We start from the raw sequence: 21,992 nt of genomic DNA on the forward strand, positions 1-21,992 counted from the left end.
CGGTCCACTCGCAGATCGGCCCGGAGTCAGCAGGTTATCGTGCTGACTCCGGGCCGATTGCTTCGCTCGGGTTTTGCTAGTTGAAGATGTCCTTGAGCTTATCGAAGATCCCCTTCTTTGCTCCTGCCGCGGTCGGCTTGGATTTCTGGGGGATCTCCCTGGCGTCGGAGTCGTGGCTCTTGGCGAAGTCCTCTATCAGATCCCGCTCCCTGTCATCAAGCTTGGTCGGAATCTGCACCAGGACGTGAACGACGATATCGCCTCGTTCCTCCTTGTTGCCCAGCTTGGAGACACCAAGGCCTTTCAGCGTTACCTCGTCATCGGGTTGGCTCCCGGCCGGCACTTGAATCTGACGCGGCCCGTCGAAGGTATCCAGATCGACGGCATGACCCAGCACGGCCCAGGTCATGGGTATGGAAATCCAGCAGTGCAGGTCCTGGCCGCTGCGTGTATACCGCTTGTCGGGCTTGATGCTGATGTCGATGTAGAGGTCACCGGCGGCACCGCCACCCTCTCCTACCTCGCCCTGTGAGTTCAGGCGGAGTCGAGATCCGTCGGCCACACCGGCAGGGATATTGATGCCCACATCCCTCTTGATTCTCGACCTGCCATGCCCCAGGCACTGTGGGCAAGGGTTTTCGATGATTGTGCCGTGCCCCTCGCATCGTTCGCAAGGTGCCTGGCTCATCATCTGACCGAGGAGGGTCCGTACCACTTTCTGGGCGTATCCCCTCCCCTGGCAGACCGGGCAGGTAACGGGAGAAGTGCCCTTCTGGGCGCCGGAACCGCCACACTCCTGGCATAGGCCGAAGGTGTGGAGCTGGGTGTGGACGGTACCTCCGAAGATGGCGGTTTTCAGGTCTATATCGACCCCGGCAAGCACATCGCGTCCGGGTTGTGTACGAGGAATGGGGCCTTGTGCGTCAGCTCCGAATCCACCTCCGAAGAACTGACTGAACACATCGCCCATATCGAAGCCACCCGCCGCGGATGCCTGGGGGTCATTGGGGTCAACACCCTGGTCGTACATGCGACGCTTCTGAGGGTCCGAGAGTACCTCGTAAGCGCTGTTGACCTCCTTGAACTTGTCCTCGTATTCAGTTCCGGCGATGTCCGGATGGTATTTGCGGCTCATCTTTCGATAGGCCTTTTTGATCTCATCTTCGCTCGCCGTGCGATCAACGCCCAAAACCTCGTAGTAATCTGCCACCGGTATTCCTTCTGTGCTGCTGTTCTGGCTTATTTTTCCATAGACCTGGGTCAGGTTGGTCCGACTGAGTGTGCTGGTCCCTGTTTACTGGTCATCTGTCCCGGCCAGGAAACTGGTCAGGTAGGACGCCACGGCTCGCACTGCACTCATGGTAACCGCATAGTCCATATGGGTGGGGCCTATCGATCCCACAAAGGCTATCGGCTCATCGGTCATACCATCGCCTTTCTTGCCCGACAGTGGCTGTTGGGCATGGCCGTAACCCGAGGTGACCACGGATGCATGGACCAGTTCCGGGGTCTGGGTTTCAGTACCGATGGCCACACTGACCCCGTTGTTCTCACGGGAGAGCTCGCTTTGCGCCTTCATAAGGCGCATCAGGACCACCTGCTCCTCAAGGGCGTCAAGGAGGGGGGCCAGGTCGCCTATGGAAACGACCTGACTGTGTGTCAGCTGTGAAGTGCCAGCCATATAGAGTCCGCTCGTCTGCTCCTTGGTCGCCATCTCCTCGAAGACGGCAGCCAGTATCCGCAGCATGGACTTGGTGTCGGCTTCGGGGCTTGAATCGGCCAAGATCTGGCACCTTTCCGCTGCTTGGGTCAGTGACAGATCGTGGCATTGCTGGTTGATCATGTCGGACAATCCTGACAGGGTATCGGACCCAGGCTGGTGGGAGCCATGAAGGGTGCGCTGCACCACCCTCCCCGTATCGGTGATGACAACCACCAGTACGGATCCCCTGTCCAGTTTGATCAGCTCGGCCCTCCTCAGGTTCGAATGGGCCAAGGAGGGTGAGGCGACCACGGCTATCTGCCCTGTGATTTGCGCCAGGAGACGGGCGGCATGCTGGAGGGTGTCCTCCAGGCTGACCGACCCTGACAGGAAGATGTCGATGCCCCGACGCTGGGCGGCCGACAGGGGAACGACCGTGGCCAGACGGTCGACAAAGTAGCGGTAGCCTTTTTGCGTGGGAATACGGCCCGCAGAGGTGTGGGGCTGGATGAGATAGCCTTCATCCTCCAAGGCCGCCATGTCATTTCTGACCGTTGCTGAACTGACTCCTAGATGGTGGTTTCTGGTCAGTGACCCCGAACCGACAGGCTCCTGGGAGCGGATATAGTCCTCTACGACAGCGCGCAGGACCAGCATGCGTCTGGTAGTGGCCAAAGGTGCTCCTTCCGTCATGTCTCCAGTATTAGCACTCTGATACCGAGAGTGCCAAAAAGATGGTACGAAGAGCCGAATTGTGTCGGCTCGCACATATATCATTGGAGTGCAATGTGAAGGTAATCGAACATTTTCGACATAAGTCGAACATGAAGACCTCTCAATTGGAAGGAAAGTAGACACCATATGTCCAATTTCAAATGGTCTGAACTCGACGAGCGGGCGGTCAAGATGGCCAAGGTCCTCTCGGCCGATGCCGTTGAGAAGGCCGGCAGCGGCCACCCCGGCTCCCCCATCTCCTTGGCGCCCATCGCCTACACCCTCTATCAGCACTTCCTGAAGCATGATCCGAACGATCCCGACTGGGCCGGTCGCGACCGGTTCATCCTGTCGGGCGGTCATGCCTCACTGACCCAGTATGTGCAGCTGTACTTCTCCGGTTACGGCCTCACCCTGGATGACCTGAAGCGTTTCCGTACTGCTGGTACCCGCACGCCCGGTCACCCCGAGTATGGTCTGACCCCCGGCATCGAAATGACCACCGGTCCTCTGGGCCAGGGTCTGGCATCGGCTGTGGGCTTCGCCTATGGGCAGCGTTACGAGCGTGGCATGCTGGATCCGGATGCCCCCGCAGGGCAGTCCCCCTTCGACCACAACATCTGGGTCATTTGCGGCGAAGGCGATGTGGAAGAGGGCATCTCGTCCGAGGCCAGCTCTCTCGCGGGCGACCAGCAGTTGGGCAACCTGACCGTCATCTTCGATGCCAACCACATACAGATCGAGGGCGACACCAAGATCGCGCTGAGTGAGGACATCCTCAAGCGGTACGAGGCCTACGGTTGGTACACCGATGAGTTCAGCTTCATCCAGCCTGACGGGTCCTACAAGGAGGACACCGAGGGCCTGGCCGCCGTGCTTGAAAAGGCACAGCAGGTTACCGACAGGCCGAAGTTCATCAAGGTCGATACCCTGATGGCCTGGCCGACCCCTGGTAAGACCAACGATCCTTCCGCCCATGGTTCCGCCCTGGGTGCCGAGGCTGTCGCCGGCCTGAAGCAGACCCTGGGTTACGACCCCGAGCAGTCCTTCCAGATTGATGAAGAGGCCTTGGCCCATGCACGCGAGGTCGCTCAGCGCGGTCTTGCAGCGCACAGCGAGTGGGATGAGCGTTACCAGGCCTGGCGCAAGGCCAACCCCGACAAGGCTGCACTCTACGACAGGATTCACGCCGGCAAGCTGCCCGAGGGCTTCGACAAGGCAATCGACGACCTGGAGGCAGGCTTCGAGCCCGGTTCCAAGGTCGCCACCCGCAAGGCATCCGGTGCCGTGATCAATGCTCTGGCACCCATCATGCCCGAACTCTGGGGTGGTTCCGCAGATCTGGGTGGTTCCAACAACACCGACATCAAGGGTGCTGTCTCCTTCGCTCCCGAAGCCTACAAGACCACTCAGTGGCCTGAGACCAGCAAGTATGGCCGCCAGCTCCACTTCGGTGTGCGCGAGTTCGCCATGGGAGCCATCACCAACGGTATCCTGCTGGGTTCTGACACCAGGCCCTTCAACGGAACCTTCTTCCAGTTCAGCGACTATGAACGTCCCTCGGTGCGCCTGGCCGCTCTGATGGACATCCCCAACCTCTACATCTGGACCCATGATTCCGTGGCCCTTGGCGAGGATGGTCCCACCCATCAGCCCATTGAGCACCTGGCCGCCATGCGTGGTATCCCCCAGATGGAGGTTGTGCGACCGGCCGATCAGTGCGAGACCGCCGAGGCTTATCGTGCCTTCTTCGAGAAGGACAACAGCCATCCTGCGGCCTTGATTCTGACCCGTCAGGGTGTTCCCACCCTGGAGGAGACCAAGGCCAAGGCCCGTGAGGGTGTCCGCAAGGGAGCCTATGTCCTGGTTGATACCGACGGCCAGCCCGATGTGCTGCTGATGGCCACCGGTTCCGAGGTTCAGCATGCCGTCGCCGCGGCCAAGACCCTGGGTGATCAGGGCGTCAAGGCCCGTGTCATCTCGGTTCCCTCCATGGAGTGGTTCGAGGAGCAGGACGACGACTACAAGGAGGAGATCCTCCCCGCGTCCGTCAAGGCTCGCGTTTCGGTCGAGGCCGGTCTGGCCATGCCCTGGTACAAGTACCTCGGCTCCTACGGCAAGCCCGTTTCCATCGAGCAGTTCGGGCTGCAGGGTGGCGGCGACGAAAACATGCGTGATCTCGGTATCACCGCGGATCATGTGGTTGAAGCCGCCAAGGCCTCCATCGAGGAAGTCCGCAAGGCCTTCTGATTCTCCGGGGGACGGATCCCTCACTGAACAGAGGTTCTCGTCCCCCTCCCCCGGCCGGTGCGACAGTTCGTCGCCCGGCCGGAACACCGGCCACAATCGTGGCAGAAAATGCAGTTTGTGTTCCCAACAGGAACCCAAGAAGGAGTTACAAGATGGCAGAAAATGCAAACACGCAGCGCACCAGCGATTCAGGTGTCTCGATCTGGCTGGACGACCTGAGCCGTACCCGCATCGAGTCGGGCAACCTGCAGCAGCTTATTGCAGAGCGCAACGTTGTGGGTGTGACCACCAACCCCTCGATTTTCCAGAAGGCCCTGAGCCAGGTTGGTCCCTATGACGAGCAGCTCAAGCAGCTGGGTCGCATCGATGTCGAGGACGCTGTCCGCGAGCTGACCACGACCGATGTGCGTAACGCCACGGACATCTTCCGCGAAGTCGCCGAGAAGACCGATTACGTGGATGGACGTGTCTCCATCGAGGTGGATCCCCGTCTGGCCCACAACACTGAAGAGACCGAGAAACAGGCCGAGCAGCTGTGGGCCAAGGTCGATCGTCCCAACGCCATGATCAAGATTCCTGCAACCCTCGAAGGACTGCCGGCAATCACCGCTACCCTGGCCAAGGGAATTTCCGTCAACGTCACCCTGATATTCTCCCTTGAGCGGTATCAGCAGGTCATCGATGCCTTCATCGAGGGCATGGTCCAGGCCGACAAGAACGGACATGACCTGAAGCACATGGGCTCCGTTGCCTCCTTCTTCGTCTCCCGTGTCGATAGCGCCGTGGATAAGCTCCTGGAAGCCAACGGCTCCGATGAGGCCAAGTCCCTGGAAGGTAAGGCCGCTGTGGCCAATGCCCGCCTGGCCTACGAGCTCTTCGAGCAGGCCTTCGACAAGGATCCTCGTTGGGCCGACCTGGAGGCCAAGGGCGCACGCCGTCAGCGTCCGCTCTTCGCTTCGACCGGCACCAAGAACCCCGCCTACTCCGACTGCAAGTATGTGGATGAGCTGGTTGCTCCTCAGATTGTCAACACCATGCCCGAAAAGACCCTTGAGGCCCTTGCCGCCCATGGTGATGGTTCACCCTCCATCGAGGGAACCTATGAGGAGAGCCACCAGATCATGCAGAAGCTGGCCGACCTGGGCATCAGCATCAAGGACGTGACCGACAAGCTGGAGGCCGACGGTGTGGCTTCCTTCATCGCTTCCTGGGATTCAGTCCTCTCCGACGTCCAGAAGGGCATTGACCGCGTCAACGGCTGAGAGCCTGATCTTGAGAATCGCAGTTGTCGGTCACTGACTGACAGCTGTTGATGAGCAGGGTGCCCCGTCCGGTATCAGACCGGACGGGGCACCCTGTTTTGTATGACTCTATTAAGAGCAGAAGACCATGTTCACTCAAGCAGGAAAAGGGATCGGAATAGACCGATAACAAAAACAAGAGTCCCTGTAGTGGTCGGCATCGACTCGATGATTCTCTTGGGAATGCCTGCCTCGACGCTCCTGCAAGGGTCTTCATCTGATACGGAAAAGCCCCGACGGGATGCGCCGGGGCTTTTCGATGATGGGTTTCTCAGGCGATCTTGTACTTGGCCATCAGACTCAGGGCGACAATAATGGCGACCCAAATCAGGGCGACGATGATGGTCAACCTGTTCAGGTTCTTCTCGGCAACACCTGAGGTGCCGGCGTTGGCGCTGATGCCACCGCCGAACATGTCGGACAGGCCGCCGCCCTTGCCCTTATGCATCAGAATCAGCAGGGTCAACAGGATACTGGCGATAACAACGATGACTTCCAGGACAATCTTGACAATGGCCACGACAACCTCCAATGAACGTGAATACTGGTTATTGTACAGATACCCGGGGAAGATTCCCATTCAGCCCTTTGCCGCCAGGCGGACGATACGTGCAAACTCCTGGACGTCCAAGGAGGCACCTCCCACCAGGAAGCCATCGACATCGTGCTCTTGAATCATCTGCGAGGCGTTCTTTGAAGTGACTGATCCACCATAGAGTATTTTCACGGCCTCACCGGACTTCTTGCCGAACTGCCTGCCGATATGGGCACGAATGGCCTGGGCGGCTTCCTGAGCCGTCTCAGGAGTGGCCACCATGCCGGTTCCGATGGCCCAGACGGGTTCGTAGGCAACAATCAGGTTCTCCATGTCCTCCTGAGAGAGGTCGCGGGTCACGTCATTGACCTGGCTCACGGCGAACTCGAGTTCAATGCCCTGGCGTCGCTCCTCATAGCTCTCGCCGACGCAAAGGATGGGTTTCATGCCGGCTGCCAGGACCGCTCGTACCTGATCGACAATGTTGGCATCATCTTCGGGATGGTACTTGCGGCGTTCCGAATGACCGACGATGACGTACCTGCACCCAAGTTGGGCCAGCATGTCAGCGGAGACATCGCCGGTGAAGGCTCCCTGAGAAGTGACGGACACGGACTGGGCTCCGTAACTGATGGGAAGATTGTCGGCCTCCACAAGGACCTGGACTGAGCGCAGGGCTGTAAAAGCAGGCAGAAGGGCCACTTGGCAGCGCTTGTGGTCAAAATGGGCATCTCTCAGGAGCCAGGCCAACTTCTGAACGAAGTAGGTGGCTTCGAGGTGGTCGAAGTTCATCTTCCAATTGCCGGCCACCAAAGGAGTGCGTGCCATACCAGATCTTTCCAACCTAATGATGAGAAACGGGACTCGGGAACAAAACGCCAATGCCGGACCACCGGATGCAAGACCCGGTGGTCCGGCATTGGATGAACGGACTTTACTCCAGCACCTTCAGGCCAGGCAGTTCCTTGCCCTCGAGGAACTCGAGGGAGGCACCACCGCCGGTGGAGATATGCGAGAAGCCATCGTCGGGGAAGCCCAGGTTACGGACCGCCGAAGCGGAGTCGCCTCCACCAACGATCGTGAATGCTCCCGCCTTGGTGGCATCCACCAGGCCCTGGGCCACGGCACGGGTGCCTTCGGCGAAGGCCGGGAACTCAAAGACTCCCATGGGTCCGTTCCAGACAACGGTCTTCGAGTCGACGATCTTGTCATGGAAGAGCTTCTGGGAATCGGGGCCGATATCCAGGCCCATCCTGCCGGCGGGCATGGCGTCTGCGGCGACCACTTCGTGGGGCGAATCGGCCTTGAACTCGTCAGCCACCACGATATCGGTGGGCAGAACCAGTTCGACACCCTTCTCCTGGGCAGTCTGGATATACCCCTTGACGGTATCGACCTGATCATCCTCAAGCAGGGAGGAACCGACCTCGTAGCCCTTGGCCTTAAGGAAGGTGAAGACCATGCCGCCGCCGATGACCAGGCGGTCGGCCTTGCTGAGCAGGTTCTCGATGACCCCAAGCTTGTCGGAGACCTTGGATCCGCCCAGGACCACGGTGAAGGGGCGTTCGGGGTTCTCCGTCGCCTTGGAGAGCGCCTTGACTTCCTTCTCGACCAGGAGTCCTGCAGCAGAAGGCAGGAACTTGGCCACGGAGTAGTTGGAACCCTGGGCACGGTGGACAACGCCGAACCCATCGGAAACGAAAGCGTCACCCAGCTTGGCGATCTTCTCGGCGTAGGCATCGCGCTCCGCCTCGTCCTTGCTGGTCTCTTCGGGGTTGAAGCGGACGTTCTGCAGAAGGACCACGTCACCATCCTGCATCGCGTCAACCTTGGCTTCGGCATCGGGACCATAGGTGTCATCGGCCAAGGGGACGGAGACACCCAGGAGCTCACCCAGGCGGTCGGCGACCGGCGCCAGGCTGAGTTCGGGAACGACCTTACCCTTCGGGCGGCCCAGGTGGGCCATCAGGATGACCTTGGCGCCCTGGCCGCGGAGTTCCTTGATGGTGGGCAGAGCGGCCTTGATGCGGCCGTCGTCCTTGATGGTTGTGCCGTCAAGCGGCACATTGAAGTCTGCACGCACCAAGACGCGCTTGCCCTTGAGATCACCGAGGCTCTTCAGTGTTTTCATGCCATTCCTTTCCTAGCTGCAGACATGACGAAACCGCCGGTCTGCGCAACCTCGGGCTATGAAACCCGCGTTGTAGTCCATGGTACTAAGGCAAGCCGACGGTTGGAACAGTAATCAGTCTTTCTGGTCCTGGGTGGTGTTGAGACCCTCGGCCTGTTGCTTCTCCACCTTGGCGGCCAACTGAAGAAGACGACGAATGCGGCCTGCGATGGCGTCCTTGGTAACTGGCGGATCGGCCAGACGGCCCAGCTCCTCCAGGGATGCATCACGGTGGTCAAGGCGCAGCTGACCGGCTGCTCTGAGGTTTTCGGGGATGTCCTCACCCAGAATCTGGAAGGCCTTGGTCACCTTGGCGCTGGCCTCGACGGCGGCCTTGGCTGAACGGCGCATGTTGGCATCATCGAAATTGGCCAGGCGGTTGGCCTTGCCGCGGGATTCACCATCGCTGCGCTTGCCTGTCCACTCCCTGGAGGACTTGGGGGCACCCATGAGGTTGAGCATCCGCTCGATCACGTCCGGATCACGCAGGGTCACGCGTTCCGAGCTGCGGACCTGACGGGCTTTGGCGTTGATTCCGAGACGGCGGGCTGCACCGACCAGAGCCAAGGCGGCCTCCGACCCCGGGCAGACGATTTCCAGGTACGACGCCTTGCCGGGGTCGGAGAGCTCGCCATGAGCCAGGAAGGCACCACGCCAGGCGGCCTTTACCTGGGCGATGTTGCCTGAAACGATGTCGGCAGGGAGACCACGGACCGGATGCTTGCGCCGGTCCAGTAGCCCTGTCTGGAGGGCCAAGGCCCCACCGGCACGGAGTACCCGGACCGAATACCTGATTACATTGCCGGCAGGCGTCTGACGATTGACCTGGATCAGGTCCGAATCATGCCCGTAGACGTCCTTGATGGTGTTCTGCAACCACTGCGCTGCAGGAAGGGAATCGAACTGGGCTTCGACCACAATATGACGCTGGATGATGTGAAGACCTCCGCCAAAGCGAATCATCGCGGCGGATTGGGCTTTTTTGGCTGCGGGGAGTTCGTTGTCAATAGCGGCCAGCTCGCTTTTGACATCATCAAGTAGGGCCAAGAGCCGTCCTCCTAGGAAAAACCGATGTTGAATGCTGTGGTCCGTGCGACTCGCCGGTCGAACGAACTACCGGATTACTGTGATATCGAATAAGTTGGACAAATTCCGCCCTTGGCTATCAGTCCCAAATCGGGGCCTCAGTGGGGTTTATGCGGGAGTTCCCGAGCGGATACGGTGACGTCCATCCCCTTGATTCTCAGACGCCTTGCCAATTCATCGGCCATGGCCACTGAACGGTGCTGACCACCCGTGCAGCCGAAGGCGATGGTGACATAATGCTTGTCCTCCCGGGCATACCCGTCGACGGCCGTCAGAATTGCCTGCGTGTAGGCTTCGATGAACTCTTCGGCACCCTTGCTGGCGAGGACGTATTCGCGCACCGGCTCATCGTGCCCGTTGAGCTCGCGCAAATCCGGAACCCAGAAGGGGTTGGGGAGGAAGCGGAGGTCGGCGACGAAATCAGCATCAATGGGAATCCCGTATTTAAACCCGAAACTCATGATGTGGATTCCGACTGTTGTGGGTCCGGAGCCGAGCATGAGTTCGTAGAGACGGGTCGAGAGATCGTGGACGCTCAAAGCCGAGGTATCGATCACCATATCGGCCCGCTCCTTGAGGTTGTCCAGGAGTTTGCGCTCCTCATGGATGCCGTCGATCAGGCGGCCGGAACCTTGGAGAGGATGGGGACGCCGGACGGATTCGAAGCGCTTGACCAAGACCTGGTCGGATGCATCCAGGAAGAGTATCCGGCACTTGACGCCGAGGTCGTCAAGATGCCCCAGAACGGCCGAGAGGTCGTCGAAGTATGACCGGGACCTTACATCGACCACCGCTGCCAGACGATGCAGGGTGCTGCCCGAGGAGGTCATCATGTCGACCAGGGGAACCAGAAGACGGGGCGGCATATTGTCGACGACGTACCAGTCCATGTCTTCCATGCAGTCAGCGGCCCGGGAACGCCCAGCTCCTGACATACCCGTGATGAGCATCACCTCGAAGCCTTGGAAAGGCGGGATGGTCTCGGCCTTGGGTGTGGGCGAGGTCGCGTCGGTGCTCATTGCATCTCCTCCTTCAGCGCTCTGTCCATAGCCTTGACGGGGATGGATTCAAGGGGTTGTCCAGTCATCTGTGCCACCTGCCTGACCGCCTGGTACAGCAGCATCCTGTCGCCACTGATCGCCCTGCCCCCTGTCCGATTCTTCCAAGCCTGGGTGAGCCTGGAGGGACGAGGATCATAGGCTACGTCCAGAAGAAGGTGGGGTGCCTTTGAAAGACCTGCTGATTGCTGGGAATGACGGTTTGAACGGCTGTCCAATAGGTCAGCCATGGGATCCGCCGCATGGGCGGGAAGGGCCGAGACCACCAGATCGGCCTGGCAGAGCAGGTCCGAAACACAGTCACTGTCATCCATGCCATGCGGCGCACCAACCGAGATGTTCAATTCCTTGGCCAAGTCAATCAGTCTCCCGGTGGCATCAGGACGACGGGCCACAAGATCGATGTGGACAACGCCCAGGAAGCCCAGGGCACAGAGTGCTGATTCGGCCGTGTTTCCGTTGCCCAAGATCAGCGCTCGCAGCTGTTTGCCTGGCTGAGGGGGCATCGTTCCTGTGCTTACCGACTTGATGATACCGATGGACTGGTCCGGATCCTTCAGGGAACCCTCGGCCTCCTTGAAGGCGCACACAATCCCCTCGACATCGGTATTGGTCAGGCTGACGGCCGGTCCGCCGCCTTTCCGATTTGCCTGACTCCAAGAAAGAACAGCTGTATTGGAGACCCCGAGAACACCGGACCAATGGTCCGCGGCAGTTCCCATCTGATTGATGGCCTTCTTCAGTGGCATGGTCAGGCTCAGACCTGCCCAGGTGGGGTCGAGTGACTCCCAAAAGGTGGGGAGGCTTCCATGGCCGACACGGATACGATCGTATCGCCAACCTTCCAGGCCCAGTGCCCTATAGGCCGCCCGATGAAGGACGGGTGAGAGGGAGTGGTCGATGGGATCGCCCAACACTGCGCAGCGTCTCACGGTCTGATCCATCCCCGCTCCTTATCTGGTTCGCTTGATCGGTGCCATCGCTTCCACCTTGAGCCAGTCTACCCGGTGATGGTTTCCTGGCCTTGCTTGGAGTCCGCTTCCGGAGTAGGTCGCCCCTCCCCCTGGTGAAGGGCCTCATAGATCGATTCGGCCTTGGCCTGGCCTATGCCTTTGACGCCTTCCAGCTCCTGAAGACTTGCCTCCTTCATCTTCTTGACGGAGCCGAAATGGTTGAGCAGTCGCTTCTGGTACGCCTTTCCGATGCCTGGGATATCATCCAGCGCGGAGCGCAAAGCACCCTTTCGCCTGGCCTGACGGTGATAGGTTATGGCGAATCGATGGGATTCGTCACGCACCCGTTGAAGAAGGTACATTCCCTCAGACTGACGTTTGAGGATGACCGGGTAGTCGTCATCCGGCACCCAAACCTCTTCAAGACGCTTGGCCAGACCGCAGAGAGCCACATCGTTGACACCGCAATCATGCAGGGCCTTTGCCGCCGCCAAAACCTGAGGTTTGCCTCCATCAACGACAATCAGGTTGGGCTTGTAGGCAAAGTGATGCGCCGAGGCGTTCTGCTGGACGATGGCCTCCTCGGTTCCGGTGTCGCTGCCCAGATCATCCTTCCGGTCGGCTCCCTCCCCTTTCAGATTCGCCTGGTTGACTTTCCGCTCGGCTTCCATGCTTTCCCCACTGTCGCCGGCGATGTTCCCATGGCGGAAGCGGCGGGTGAGTGTCTCGTAGACGGCGCTCACATCATCCACGGCCCCCTTCCCGTCCTTTCCCCGAATGGCGAAGCGGCGATACTCGGATTTCTTGGGGATACCATCCTCGAAAACAACCATCGAGGCCACCTGGAATTGGCCACCAACCGTGTTGGAGATGTCGTAGCACTCGATCCGCAGGGGCGCCTTATCCAGGCCCAGGGCCCTGGCAACGTCGTTCATGGCTTCCGTTCGGGTGCCGATGTCGCTCATACGGCTCATCTTGCTACGTTGGAGGGCCTGGTGGGCATTGGCATTGGCCCGGTCCATCAGAGACTTCTTCTCGCCCCTGCTGGCCACTCGTATCCTGACCGAGGACCCACGAAGTCCCCGCAACCACTCTTCAAGGGATTCCGTGCGGGAAGGCTGGATGGGGACCACAACCTCCGGAGGAATAGGTGAGATGGGAGCAAGGAGGTCGGCCCTCCCGGTCTGTTCCTGATAGGTGTTCCTTTTCTTTGTGGCGCGGGCCCTATCCTCGGCATCCAAGGCGGTAACCCGCTGGGTCGATCCCATGGCATCCCTGGCCTGACTGATGGAAACGCCTGAATCTTCATCGGCGGGTGTCTCCAAAGCCATCTCATTGTGGGGCGCGGTCCTGGATAGCTCGCTGTTGGTCTCGTTCATCAGGTCCGAATAGACCTGGACGATAAGGTCGCCAATCAGGTCCTCATCGGAGACATCCTCAACCCGTTCCACGCTCCAGTTACGCTCACCTCGAATGGCACCCGCCCGAACGAAGAAGGCATGGACCGAAGCTTCGAGTTCATCCGATTCGACGCCGAAGACGTCAACATCCACATTGGAGCCGAAGGCCACTGCGTTCTGCTCAATGACCGTATCCAGCATGGCTATCTGGTCCCGCAGGCGGGCGGCCTTCTCGAAGTCAAGGTCATCGCTGGCCGCCTTCATCTGCCGCGTTAGGTTTGCGCGATAGGGCTTACCCAGGCGACCTGTAATCACCCCGGTCAGTTCGGCGCAGAGTTTGCGATGCTCCTTTGGGCTGATCCTGCCCACACATGGGGCCGAGCACTTGCCGATCGATGCCAGAAGGCAGGGACGACCACTGAGTTGAGCCTTGCGAAAGACACCGGACGTGCAGGTGCGGACCGGGTAGGTCTTGAGGAGGCCATCAAGTGTATGACGGATGTCCCAGACCTTGGCGTACGGGCCGAAATATCTGGTGTCACGCCGTTTTCTGACGCGAGTCATCCAGACTCGGGGGATCTCCTCGCCGACCGATACGGCCAAATAGGGGTATGTCTTGTCGTCACGGAAAACGACGTTGAATCTGGGGTCGAATTCCTTGATCCAGGTGTATTCGAGCGTCAGGGATTCCAACTCGGTGGCCACCACGGTCCATTCCAGACTTCTGGCCGTCAGAACCATGGACTGTGTGCGTGGATGGAGATTGGCGAGTGGCTGGAAGTAGTTGGTCAGCCGGTTGCGCAGGTTCTTGGCCTTGCCAACGTAGATGACTCTGCCTTCCTCATCCCTCCACTTGTAGACGCCGGGCTGGGTGGGTATGTCTGAGGTCTTCGGGCGGAAACCGTCACGCGTATCGCCGAGGAGGGGGGCGCCGTTCTTGTTCAATCCCGAGGGCCCCTCCTCCCCTGCGGAGGAACCGGTACGGGATTCGGCTTCGAGCGCACGGGCAGTCTGCCGCCAGACCTGTTGGGTGTGGCGCTCGAAGCAGCTACGCGTCATGGTTACCTCCTTTTCGGCACGGCTTGGGTTCTATTTGGCTGATTTTGGTTTGGTCTTCCCGGCTCCCTTGGATGTCTTGGAGGTTTGTGCGACCTTGCCGGCATCCAGCATGGGCTTAAGATACCGCCCGGTCCAGCTGTCCGGGTTTGCCGCCACCTCTTCGGGAGTCCCCTGCGCAACGACCGTACCTCCCCCGTCGCCGCCTTCAGGCCCGAGATCGATGATCCAGTCAGCGGTTTTGATCACATCAAGGTTGTGCTCGATGACGATGACCGAGTTGCCCTTATCCACCAGTCCTTGCAGAACCCGGAGCAGCTTGCGTACGTCTTCGAAGTGAAGACCCGTGGTGGGCTCATCCAGGATGTAGACCGTTTTCCCGTCGGACCGCTTCTGGAGCTCGGTGGCAAGTTTGACCCTCTGGGATTCACCACCGGAAAGGGTGGGTGCGGGCTGTCCAAGACGGATGTACCCAAGCCCGACCTCGACCAGGGTGTTCAGGTAACGCGCGATGGAGGTGTAGGGCTGGAAGAACCGGGCCGCCTCCTCGATGGGCATATCAAGCACATCCGAGACGTTCTTTCCGTTGTAGGTCACCTCCAGCGTCTCACGGTTGTACCGTTTTCCGTGACATGTCTCGCACTGGACATAGACATCCGGAAGGAAGTTCATCTCTATCTTGATGGTCCCATCTCCGTGGCATGTCTCGCAACGACCACCCTTGACATTGAAGGAGAACCGGCCGGGTCCGTAGCCACGCACCTTGGCTTCCGGTGTTTGGGCGAAGAGCTGACGTATCTTGTCCCAGACTCCGGTATACGTGGCCGGGTTGGACCGCGGGGTTCGTCCTATTGGGTTCTGGTCCACGTGGATGACCTTACGCAGCTGATCCACACCCTCTACCCTGGTGTGCTTGCCCGGGACGATCCGGGCGTTGTTGAGCTTATCTGCCAGGACCGGGTAGAGGATCGAATTGACCAGGGTGGACTTGCCCGAACCTGATACACCGGTGACCACGGTCATGACGCTCAGAGGGAAGGACACCTTCAGATCCTTCAGGTTGTTCTCACGGGCACCGACCACAGTCAGTTGCTTTGTCTTGCGAATCTTGCGACGCGCCTTGGGCACCTCGATACGTCTGCGCCCGGCGATGTAGTCGCCGGTGACCGACCGGGTGGCCTTGGTCAGGTCCCCGGATCGGCCCGAGAAGATGACCTCGCCCCCATGCTCGCCGGCGCCTGGACCGATATCGACCAGCCAGTCGGCCTGGCGGATCGTGTCCTCATCGTGTTCGACCACAATCAGGGTGTTGCCCAGGTCGCGCAAACGCTGAAGTGTGCTGATGAGTCGGTCGTTGTCGCGCTGGTGAAGGCCGATCGACGGCTCGTCCAGGACGTACATGACCCCGACCAGGCCGGAACCGATCTGGGTGGCCAGGCGGATACGCTGTGCCTCTCCTCCGGACAGGGTTGCGGCAGCTCGCGACATGGTCAGGTAGTTCAGACCCACGTCGCTCAGGAAACGCAACCGCGCCTTGATTTCCTTGAGGACTTCCCCGGCGATCTTGGCCATGGCACCCTCCAGATGCAGGCCATTGACCCAGGCCAGGCTCTTTGCTATGGGCATGTCACAGACTCCAGCGATTGAGAGCCCGTCGACGGTCACAGCGAGGACTTCCGGCTTGAGACGCTTGCCGTGGCAAACCTGGCAGGGCACCTCACGCATGTAGGACTCGTAGAACTGTTTCATCGGTTCCGATTCCGTTTCGTCATGACGACGCATGAGGGTACGCACCACACCCTCGAAACCGGTGGAGTATTCGCGCAGGCGGCCCCAGCGGTTCCTGTAGGAGACGTTGACCTTGAAATCATGTCCGTACATGACCGCATGGCGCACCTCTTCGGAGAGGTCCTTCCACGGCGTCTTCATGGAGAAGCCCATCTCTTTGGCAAGGGCTTCCAGGAGGTGTCCATAGAACTGCTGCTGGGTCTTGGTCGCGTTCCAGGGCTCGATCGCCCCATCCTTGAGGCTCTTGTCAGGATCCGGTACGACCAGCTCCGGGTCGATCTCCAGGCTGAACCCCAGACCTGTACAGGTCGGGCAGGCACCATAGGGGGCGTTGAAGGAGAAGGTGCGGGGTTCGATCTCATCCAGCTCCAGTTCATGTCCGTTGGGGCAGGAACGCTTCTCGGAGAAAGGTTGGCGTCGACCAGGGTCCTTCTCGTCAAGATCAACGAAGTCGACAACGATGGTTCCCTTGGCAAGGCGGAGGGCCGTTTCCACGGAGTCGGTCAGACGCTGCCGGGCTGCAGGCTTGATGACCAGGCGGTCAACCACCACCTCTATGGTGTGCTTCTTCTGTTTGGGCAGTTTGATCTTCTCGGAAAGTTGGCGCATCTCCCCGTCGATGATTGCCCGGGAGTACCCATCCGAGCGCAGAAGCTCCAGGTTCTCGACGAATTCGCCCTTGCGGCCCTTGGCAATGGGAGCCAGAATCTGGAAGCGCGTTCCTTCCGGCTTGCCCAGGAGGGTGTCAACAATCTGTTGCGGGGATTGCGCCCGTACCTCCTCACCGCAGACCGGGCAGTGCGGGATGCCGGTACGGGCGAAGAGGAGCCGCAGGTAGTCATAGATCTCGGTAATGGTTCCAACCGTCGAGCGGGGATTGCGATTGGTGGTCTTCTGGTCGATGGAAACCGCTGGGCTCAGTCCCTCGATGAAGTCAACGTCGGGCTTGTCCATCTGCCCCAGAAACTGGCGGGCGTATGAGGACAGGGACTCCACGTACCTTCGCTGCCCCTCGGCGAAGAGGGTGTCGAAGGCCAGAGAGGACTTGCCCGATCCTGACAGGCCGGTGAAAACCACCATTCTGTTCCGCGGTACGGTCAGGTTGACGTTTTTGAGGTTGTGCGCGCGAGCGCCTTGAATGACGATCTTGCGGTCATTGGGAACCTGGGAGAGATCCGCCACCAATGATCCGTTGGATTCGATCATCTTCGGCTGTTCGATTGCCGGTTCGACCGCTGTTCTTGCCTGCTGTTTCTGATTCACTTGATCCCGTCCGCTTCCCTAGCTGGCTGATACCGTAAGTGTGCTCATGATACCGCCGGGAGAGGATTGTTCGAACAAGTGTTCGATTATGGTGAAGACTCTTTCGCTCGAACGGCCTTGACTTCTACTTAGGACTGAGCTATGTCACTCTTGGAACGCGTTCAAGTAGCACCCATGCATGTGATCGTTGACGATTCCTACGGACTGAATGAAGGACTGCGCCGTAACAGGTCCAACGAATTTGAGTCCGATCCCTTTCATGTCCGTACTGACAATCTCGGCCAGGTGGTCATACCGGGGTGTTGTGAGAATGGTCAGGTAATCATGATAGATGGTCTTGCCGCCGGTGAATGACCAGCAGTATCGGTCAAACTCCTCTCCTGGGAACATGTCCGCAATCACGCGGGCATTGTTTATGGTTGCCTTGATCTTGGCGAGGTTTCTGATGATGTCGGCATTCTGAACCAACCGGTCCACGTCAGCCTGGTCATATCCGGCAACGGTCTGTATATCGAAATTCGCAAACGCCTTGCGAAGGGCCTCCCTCCGGCGTAGAACAAGCTGCCAACTCAACCCGGACTGGAATATCTCGAGGCTGAGCATCTCAAAGAGGGCCTGGGAGCCGTGCTTGGGCACCCCCCACTCCTCATCGTGGTAGGTGCGCTCCAGGGGGTCACTCTGTGCCCAGTCACATCGCTTCTGGGGTGTTGCCTGTGCTGTTTGGTCTACTCCAAGCGTCTCAATCATGATGTTCTCCCTGATCGTGGCGGAAAGGACTCCGGCAGGTTCAATACAGCCTCGGAGCCATTTACCAGCATACAGTAGGGGTATATAGGCGGAATGGTCCGCAGCCGGGGAGGACCCGGGCGGATTGCGAGCGGGCCGGACCGGAGAGGATCAGGCAGAATGAGTGACAAGGGCAGGACCGGAAACGGGGAACGAATCTCCGATAATCCCCGCCGACTGTGGTCGGAAGACGATGAGGACCCCAGAGAAAAAGCCAGGCGGACTTCTGCGGCCATGCATGAGCGTGACAGCGGGGAAGAGCGGACTCGAGCGGGAGAACAAACAGAGACAAAGAACGAATCGAAGTCCGACGGCACTAAGGCTGGGCAATTCAGGCCTCAACAGCAGTCGGAGGAATCCTCCGAGGGGAGGAACCGCAGCCTGTCTCAGGACAGGAAGGGCGAAAGCCAACCAGGCGCGTCATCCAAAGACGATGCCGGCAACAAGACCCAGGCAGGTGATGAGCAAAAAGAGAGCGGCTCCTGGAAGCTCTTCGAGGATGTCCTCCTTTGGGCGGCATGGCTCATCATGGTCGCTTTCAACGGCTACGCCGAGGTCTTCAAATTCAACGGAACCACGACCGGGCTGATCGCCAAGAGGGTGAACGTGTGGATCATGCCAGCTGGATACGTCTTCGCCATCTGGGGAGTCATCTACATCGCACTGGCCGTATGGCTGGTCAGGTTCAGTCTCGCAGGGCCGAGCAGGAAGAAGTTCGGGTTCCTTCCCTTTACGCTGAGTGGCTTGGTCTTCGTGGTCACATGCTGCCTGAATGTCGCCTGGTTGATCTTCTGGCACCGGCAGCAAACACTGGTTTCCCTGATAATCATCGCAGTGCTGACCCTCCTCGTGTGGATGCTCTATGCCCTGGTGAGACGTGACGCAACCAAAGAGGGCACTCCAAAGGTGGCCAAGGTTCTGGACTGGGCTCCCCTATCCCTGTACGCATCCTGGCTGAGCGTGGCCACCCTGGTCAACGCTGCCTACGCCATCCTTGATTCAGGATCCAGGGTCTCCGACCTCATTCAAGGATTCACCACGGTGATAGTCGTCGGTCTGCTGCTGGCTCTTGCCTTCCTCATGATGCAGAAACTGAGCGATTGGGTGTTCGGACTGGTCATCGTCTGGGCCTGCCTCGGCATTGGAATCAGGATATTCTCGACCGTGACCGTGCTCGGAGTTCTGGTCTTGGCCATGACCGCCGTCGGTGCGCTGATCATCTACTTCCCCTGGAACCGGTTCAAACTGACCAGGCGTTGACCCCTGAGCCGATTCGCCCGACCCAAGGGACAGGTACTTGCTACCATGGTCCCTTGGGTCGGACCTTGTCAACCGGCCTTCATTCGATTGCAACCATCACGAAAGCGGGGTCGGGCACGGCATGGCTATAGAGGCACAGGGACTTGAAATCCGCATTGGGGCCCGACTCCTCTTGCAAGCCACCGACTTCCATATCAGCAAGGGCGACAGGATTGGTCTGGTCGGGCGCAACGGTGCGGGCAAGACCACTCTGACCCGGGTCATCACGGGCGATATGCTCCCGTCGGCCGGCAAGGTCAGGATCAGCGGACACTTGGGGTACCTGCCCCAGTCCACCCACACGGGGGACCCGGACCAGAGCGCCCTGGACAGGGTCATGAGCGCCCGCGACATCGCTTCCACCATCAGCAGGATGCGAAAAGCCGAAATAGATATGACCAACCCTGACCCGAAAATCATGGAAAAGGCCATGAAACGGTATGACAGGGCCCAGCAGGACTTTGAGAATGCCGGCGGGTATGCAGCCCAATCCCAGGCCATCGTCATGGGCGAGAGTCTGGGTCTCAGTCAGGATACCCTCAGACAACCGCTGGGAACCCTCTCCGGAGGCCAGCGTCGCCGTATCGAATTAGCGAGAATCCTCTATTCGGATGCAGACACCTTGATTCTGGACGAGCCGACCAACCACCTGGATGCCGATTCCATCGAATGGCTCAAGGAATATCTGCGCAAGTTCGAGGGTGGCTTCCTAGTCATATCCCACTCCACCGAACTTCTGGACGAGACGGTGAACCGCGTCTGGCATTTGGATGCCCAGCAGGCCAGCATCGACATGTACTCCATGGGGTGGAAAGCCTATCTGAAGCAGCGCGTTGTGGATGAGGAACGCCGTCGCCGTGAGCGGGAGGTGGCCGAGAAGAAGGCCGAGCGGCTCATGAAGCAGGGCATCCGTCTGCACGCCAAGGCAACCAAGGCGGTGGCCGCTCAGAACATGATGAAGCGTGCCCAGCGACTGCTGGATTCCACCCAGGAGGCGGAGCGTGCGGAGAAGGTGGCCGATCTGCGTTTCCCGGAGCCGGCCCCCTGCGGCAAAACCCCCATCATGGCCGAGGAGCTCTCCAAGGCATATGGGTCCAACATCGTCTTCGCCGGCATCAACCTGGCCATCGACAAGGGGTCCCGCGTGGTCATCCTTGGCTACAACGGAGCGGGCAAGACCACGACGCTTCGACTCATGGCCGGTGTCGAACAGCCTGATACAGGCCGGGTTGTTCTGGGGCACGGTGCCAAGATAGGATACTTCGCCCAGGAGCATGACACCTTGGATGAGTCCGTGTCTGTCCTGGAGAACCTCCAGCATGTGGCTCCGGATCTGGACGACACCCAGGCAAGAACGATCCTGGGGTCCTTCCTCTTTTCCGGGGAGGATGCCATGAAGCCCACCAAGGTTCTGTCCGGCGGAGAAAAGACACGTTTGGCTCTGGCCACACTGGTGACCAGCAGGGCCAATGTGCTCCTTCTCGATGAGCCCACCAACAACCTGGACCCCGCCTCCAGGGATGAGATCCTCAAGGCCATCGCCAAGTATGAGGGCGCCATCGTCCTGGTCACCCACGATGAGGGAGCCGTCAAGGCCCTGAACCCGGAGCGGGTTCTGCTGATGCCGGATGGTGATGAGGACCTATGGAATGACGGGTACCTGGACCTGGTTGCCGAAGAGTAGTCGACTCCCCCATCATCCTTGGCTCACATGATGCAGCCCTCTCAATAAGGTTGGGGGGAAACCCGTCAGTCGTCCTCTCCCAGAACCTGCACGGCCTTGACGCCGACGGTTTGGCCTATGGACTCGACCAGCTCCGAGACATCCCCCTTGCCAAGGAGGTTGACGGTCACCTCAGCCCCGAACCAATCATCATGAGAGACCTCGTGGGTGGTCAGTACTCGTGATTCGAACCCCATCCGGGTGGATAGGAGCAAGGACTCACGTAGGGAACCCCGTCCGTTTTCATAGGTGATTCGCAGGACCGTGTTCTGCCTGTTACGCAACAACCACTTCAGGACCGGAGCCACGACCAGGACCGCGAAGAAATAGAAGGCCACGGTGAGGATGGCCAGGGAGAACAGTTGCACCCCGCAGGCCATACCCACTGCGGAGGCCACCCAAATGGCGCTGGCTGTGGTCAGACCCCGCACCGAGTCGTGGTTGAAGAAGATGACCCCCGCACCTATGAAGCCGATACCGGATGCCACCGAGGCGGCAATCCTGGAGGCGTCCCAGGAATAGCTCCCGCTTGCGGCCTGGATGCCGTAGATGGAGACCATGGTGAAGAGGCAGCTGCCCATGCCTACAAGGATGTGGGTGCGGATGCCGGCATCATGCTTGAGGAATTCACGCTCAAAGCCGATCAGGCCACAAAGGAGAAGGGTCATGACCAGAGCCATGACTTGTCCGGTATCGGGCATGGTGAATCCTTGCATCGCATCACTCCTTCGGAACGGACCAACGATGTGCCCGACCATAGTTCCCTTGCCTGACAAGACCGGACCCATATAGGGATACCCTCAGCGAAACACCGGCCATACCGGACCAGGAAAATTGATGACGGATGAGGCAATCGGATAGAGTGGGTAACCAAGGGCGTCCACCTGAGAGACACCGGAGCAGTGAGG

General features: G+C 59.5%; 16 protein-coding genes. 4 read left to right on the forward strand and 12 right to left on the reverse strand.

Annotated elements, in window-relative coordinates:
• Positions 1-76: 76 nt before the first annotated feature.
• Both dnaJ and hrcA read right to left on the reverse strand, forming a co-directional pair.
• A complete protein-coding gene (gene dnaJ / locus BINDI_RS03330) occupies positions 77-1,210 on the reverse strand; it encodes a molecular chaperone DnaJ (RefSeq protein ID WP_033490084.1) in 1,134 nt (377 codons plus the stop codon).
• Positions 1,211-1,294: 84 nt separating this feature from the next.
• Positions 1,295-2,377, reverse strand: coding sequence for a heat-inducible transcriptional repressor HrcA (gene hrcA, locus BINDI_RS03335; RefSeq protein ID WP_148301972.1), 1,083 nt, complete (start codon positions 2,375-2,377; stop codon positions 1,295-1,297).
• Between the two features lie 186 nt (positions 2,378-2,563).
• Here hrcA and tkt point away from each other — a divergent pair, with 186 nt between their 5' ends.
• The gene (gene tkt, locus BINDI_RS03340; protein ID WP_033490088.1) at positions 2,564-4,666 is read left to right on the forward strand and encodes a transketolase; all 2,103 of its coding nucleotides are present in this window, start codon (positions 2,564-2,566) and stop codon (positions 4,664-4,666) included.
• A 152-nt stretch (positions 4,667-4,818) separates the two neighbouring features.
• Positions 4,819-5,928 (forward strand): transaldolase, encoded by a 1,110-nt coding sequence (tal, locus tag BINDI_RS03345; RefSeq protein WP_033490090.1) that lies wholly within the window; start codon positions 4,819-4,821, stop codon positions 5,926-5,928.
• A gap of 310 nt (positions 5,929-6,238) precedes the next feature.
• Here the strand turns inward: tal and secG are convergent, their stop codons facing one another.
• The 9 genes from secG to BINDI_RS03390 all read right to left on the reverse strand — a co-directional run bounded on the left by secG (position 6,239) and on the right by BINDI_RS03390 (position 18,023).
• The gene (secG, locus tag BINDI_RS03350) at positions 6,239-6,487 is read right to left on the reverse strand and encodes a preprotein translocase subunit SecG (RefSeq protein WP_033490867.1); all 249 of its coding nucleotides are present in this window, start codon (positions 6,485-6,487) and stop codon (positions 6,239-6,241) included.
• 60 nt (positions 6,488-6,547) lie between these two features.
• Positions 6,548-7,330 carry a triose-phosphate isomerase gene (gene tpiA / locus BINDI_RS03355; protein WP_033490092.1) on the reverse strand — a complete coding sequence of 261 codons (783 nt, stop codon included), beginning with the start codon at positions 7,328-7,330 and terminating at the stop codon, positions 6,548-6,550.
• Between the two features lie 106 nt (positions 7,331-7,436).
• The gene (locus BINDI_RS03360; RefSeq protein WP_033490094.1) at positions 7,437-8,633 is read right to left on the reverse strand and encodes a phosphoglycerate kinase; all 1,197 of its coding nucleotides are present in this window, start codon (positions 8,631-8,633) and stop codon (positions 7,437-7,439) included.
• Positions 8,634-8,747: 114 nt separating this feature from the next.
• Positions 8,748-9,719, reverse strand: coding sequence for a DNA-binding protein WhiA (gene whiA / locus BINDI_RS03365; protein ID WP_033490096.1), 972 nt, complete (start codon positions 9,717-9,719; stop codon positions 8,748-8,750).
• A 137-nt stretch (positions 9,720-9,856) separates the two neighbouring features.
• Complete coding sequence (gene rapZ / locus BINDI_RS03370) at positions 9,857-10,777, reverse strand: RNase adapter RapZ (RefSeq protein ID WP_033490098.1); 921 nt, start codon at positions 10,775-10,777, stop codon at positions 9,857-9,859.
• Positions 10,774-11,760, reverse strand: a complete 987-nt coding sequence (locus BINDI_RS03375) for a shikimate dehydrogenase family protein (protein WP_033490100.1) — start codon at positions 11,758-11,760, stop codon at positions 10,774-10,776. The genes rapZ and BINDI_RS03375 overlap by 4 nt, the downstream gene beginning before the upstream one ends.
• Before the next feature lie 56 nt (positions 11,761-11,816).
• The gene (uvrC, locus tag BINDI_RS03380; protein WP_033490101.1) at positions 11,817-14,228 is read right to left on the reverse strand and encodes an excinuclease ABC subunit UvrC; all 2,412 of its coding nucleotides are present in this window, start codon (positions 14,226-14,228) and stop codon (positions 11,817-11,819) included.
• A gap of 30 nt (positions 14,229-14,258) precedes the next feature.
• Positions 14,259-17,219, reverse strand: a complete 2,961-nt coding sequence (gene uvrA / locus BINDI_RS03385) for an excinuclease ABC subunit UvrA (protein WP_081830868.1) — start codon at positions 17,217-17,219, stop codon at positions 14,259-14,261.
• Positions 17,220-17,420: 201 nt separating this feature from the next.
• Positions 17,421-18,023, reverse strand: coding sequence for a DNA-3-methyladenine glycosylase I (locus BINDI_RS03390; RefSeq protein ID WP_052108748.1), 603 nt, complete (start codon positions 18,021-18,023; stop codon positions 17,421-17,423).
• A gap of 159 nt (positions 18,024-18,182) precedes the next feature.
• Here BINDI_RS03390 and BINDI_RS03395 point away from each other — a divergent pair, with 159 nt between their 5' ends.
• Positions 18,183-19,322 (forward strand): TspO/MBR family protein, encoded by a 1,140-nt coding sequence (locus tag BINDI_RS03395; RefSeq protein WP_033490102.1) that lies wholly within the window; start codon positions 18,183-18,185, stop codon positions 19,320-19,322.
• Between the two features lie 121 nt (positions 19,323-19,443).
• Positions 19,444-21,045, forward strand: a complete 1,602-nt coding sequence (locus BINDI_RS03400) for an ABC-F family ATP-binding cassette domain-containing protein (protein WP_033490870.1) — start codon at positions 19,444-19,446, stop codon at positions 21,043-21,045.
• A 65-nt stretch (positions 21,046-21,110) separates the two neighbouring features.
• On the opposite strand, the gene BINDI_RS03405 is transcribed toward BINDI_RS03400, so the two are convergent.
• Positions 21,111-21,800: an MgtC/SapB family protein gene (locus tag BINDI_RS03405; RefSeq protein ID WP_033490103.1), complete on the reverse strand. Its 690-nt coding sequence runs from the start codon at positions 21,798-21,800 to the stop codon at positions 21,111-21,113.
• Positions 21,801-21,992 lie beyond the last annotated feature (192 nt).

Source organism: Bifidobacterium [indicum] DSM 20214 = LMG 11587 (assembly GCF_000706765.1).
In the GTDB taxonomy this organism is placed as follows: Bacteria; Actinomycetota; Actinomycetes; order Actinomycetales; family Bifidobacteriaceae; genus Bombiscardovia; species Bombiscardovia coryneformis.

Coding starts and splice junctions, on each gene's coding strand:
- tkt (WP_033490088.1), top strand. CDS start 2,564: ATGTCCAATTTCAAATGGTCTGAACTCGACGAGCGGGCGGTCAAGATG.
- tal (WP_033490090.1), top strand. CDS start 4,819: ATGGCAGAAAATGCAAACACGCAGCGCACCAGCGATTCAGGTGTCTCG.
- tpiA (WP_033490092.1), bottom strand. CDS start 7,330: ATGGCACGCACTCCTTTGGTGGCCGGCAATTGGAAGATGAACTTCGAC.
- BINDI_RS03360 (WP_033490094.1), bottom strand. CDS start 8,633: ATGAAAACACTGAAGAGCCTCGGTGATCTCAAGGGCAAGCGCGTCTTG.
- rapZ (WP_033490098.1), bottom strand. CDS start 10,777: ATGAGCACCGACGCGACCTCGCCCACACCCAAGGCCGAGACCATCCCG.
- BINDI_RS03375 (WP_033490100.1), bottom strand. CDS start 11,760: ATGGATCAGACCGTGAGACGCTGCGCAGTGTTGGGCGATCCCATCGAC.
- uvrC (WP_033490101.1), bottom strand. CDS start 14,228: ATGACGCGTAGCTGCTTCGAGCGCCACACCCAACAGGTCTGGCGGCAG.
- uvrA (WP_081830868.1), bottom strand. CDS start 17,219: ATGATCGAATCCAACGGATCATTGGTGGCGGATCTCTCCCAGGTTCCC.
- BINDI_RS03390 (WP_052108748.1), bottom strand. CDS start 18,023: ATGATTGAGACGCTTGGAGTAGACCAAACAGCACAGGCAACACCCCAG.
- BINDI_RS03395 (WP_033490102.1), top strand. CDS start 18,183: ATGAGTGACAAGGGCAGGACCGGAAACGGGGAACGAATCTCCGATAAT.
- BINDI_RS03400 (WP_033490870.1), top strand. CDS start 19,444: ATGGCTATAGAGGCACAGGGACTTGAAATCCGCATTGGGGCCCGACTC.
- BINDI_RS03405 (WP_033490103.1), bottom strand. CDS start 21,800: ATGCAAGGATTCACCATGCCCGATACCGGACAAGTCATGGCTCTGGTC.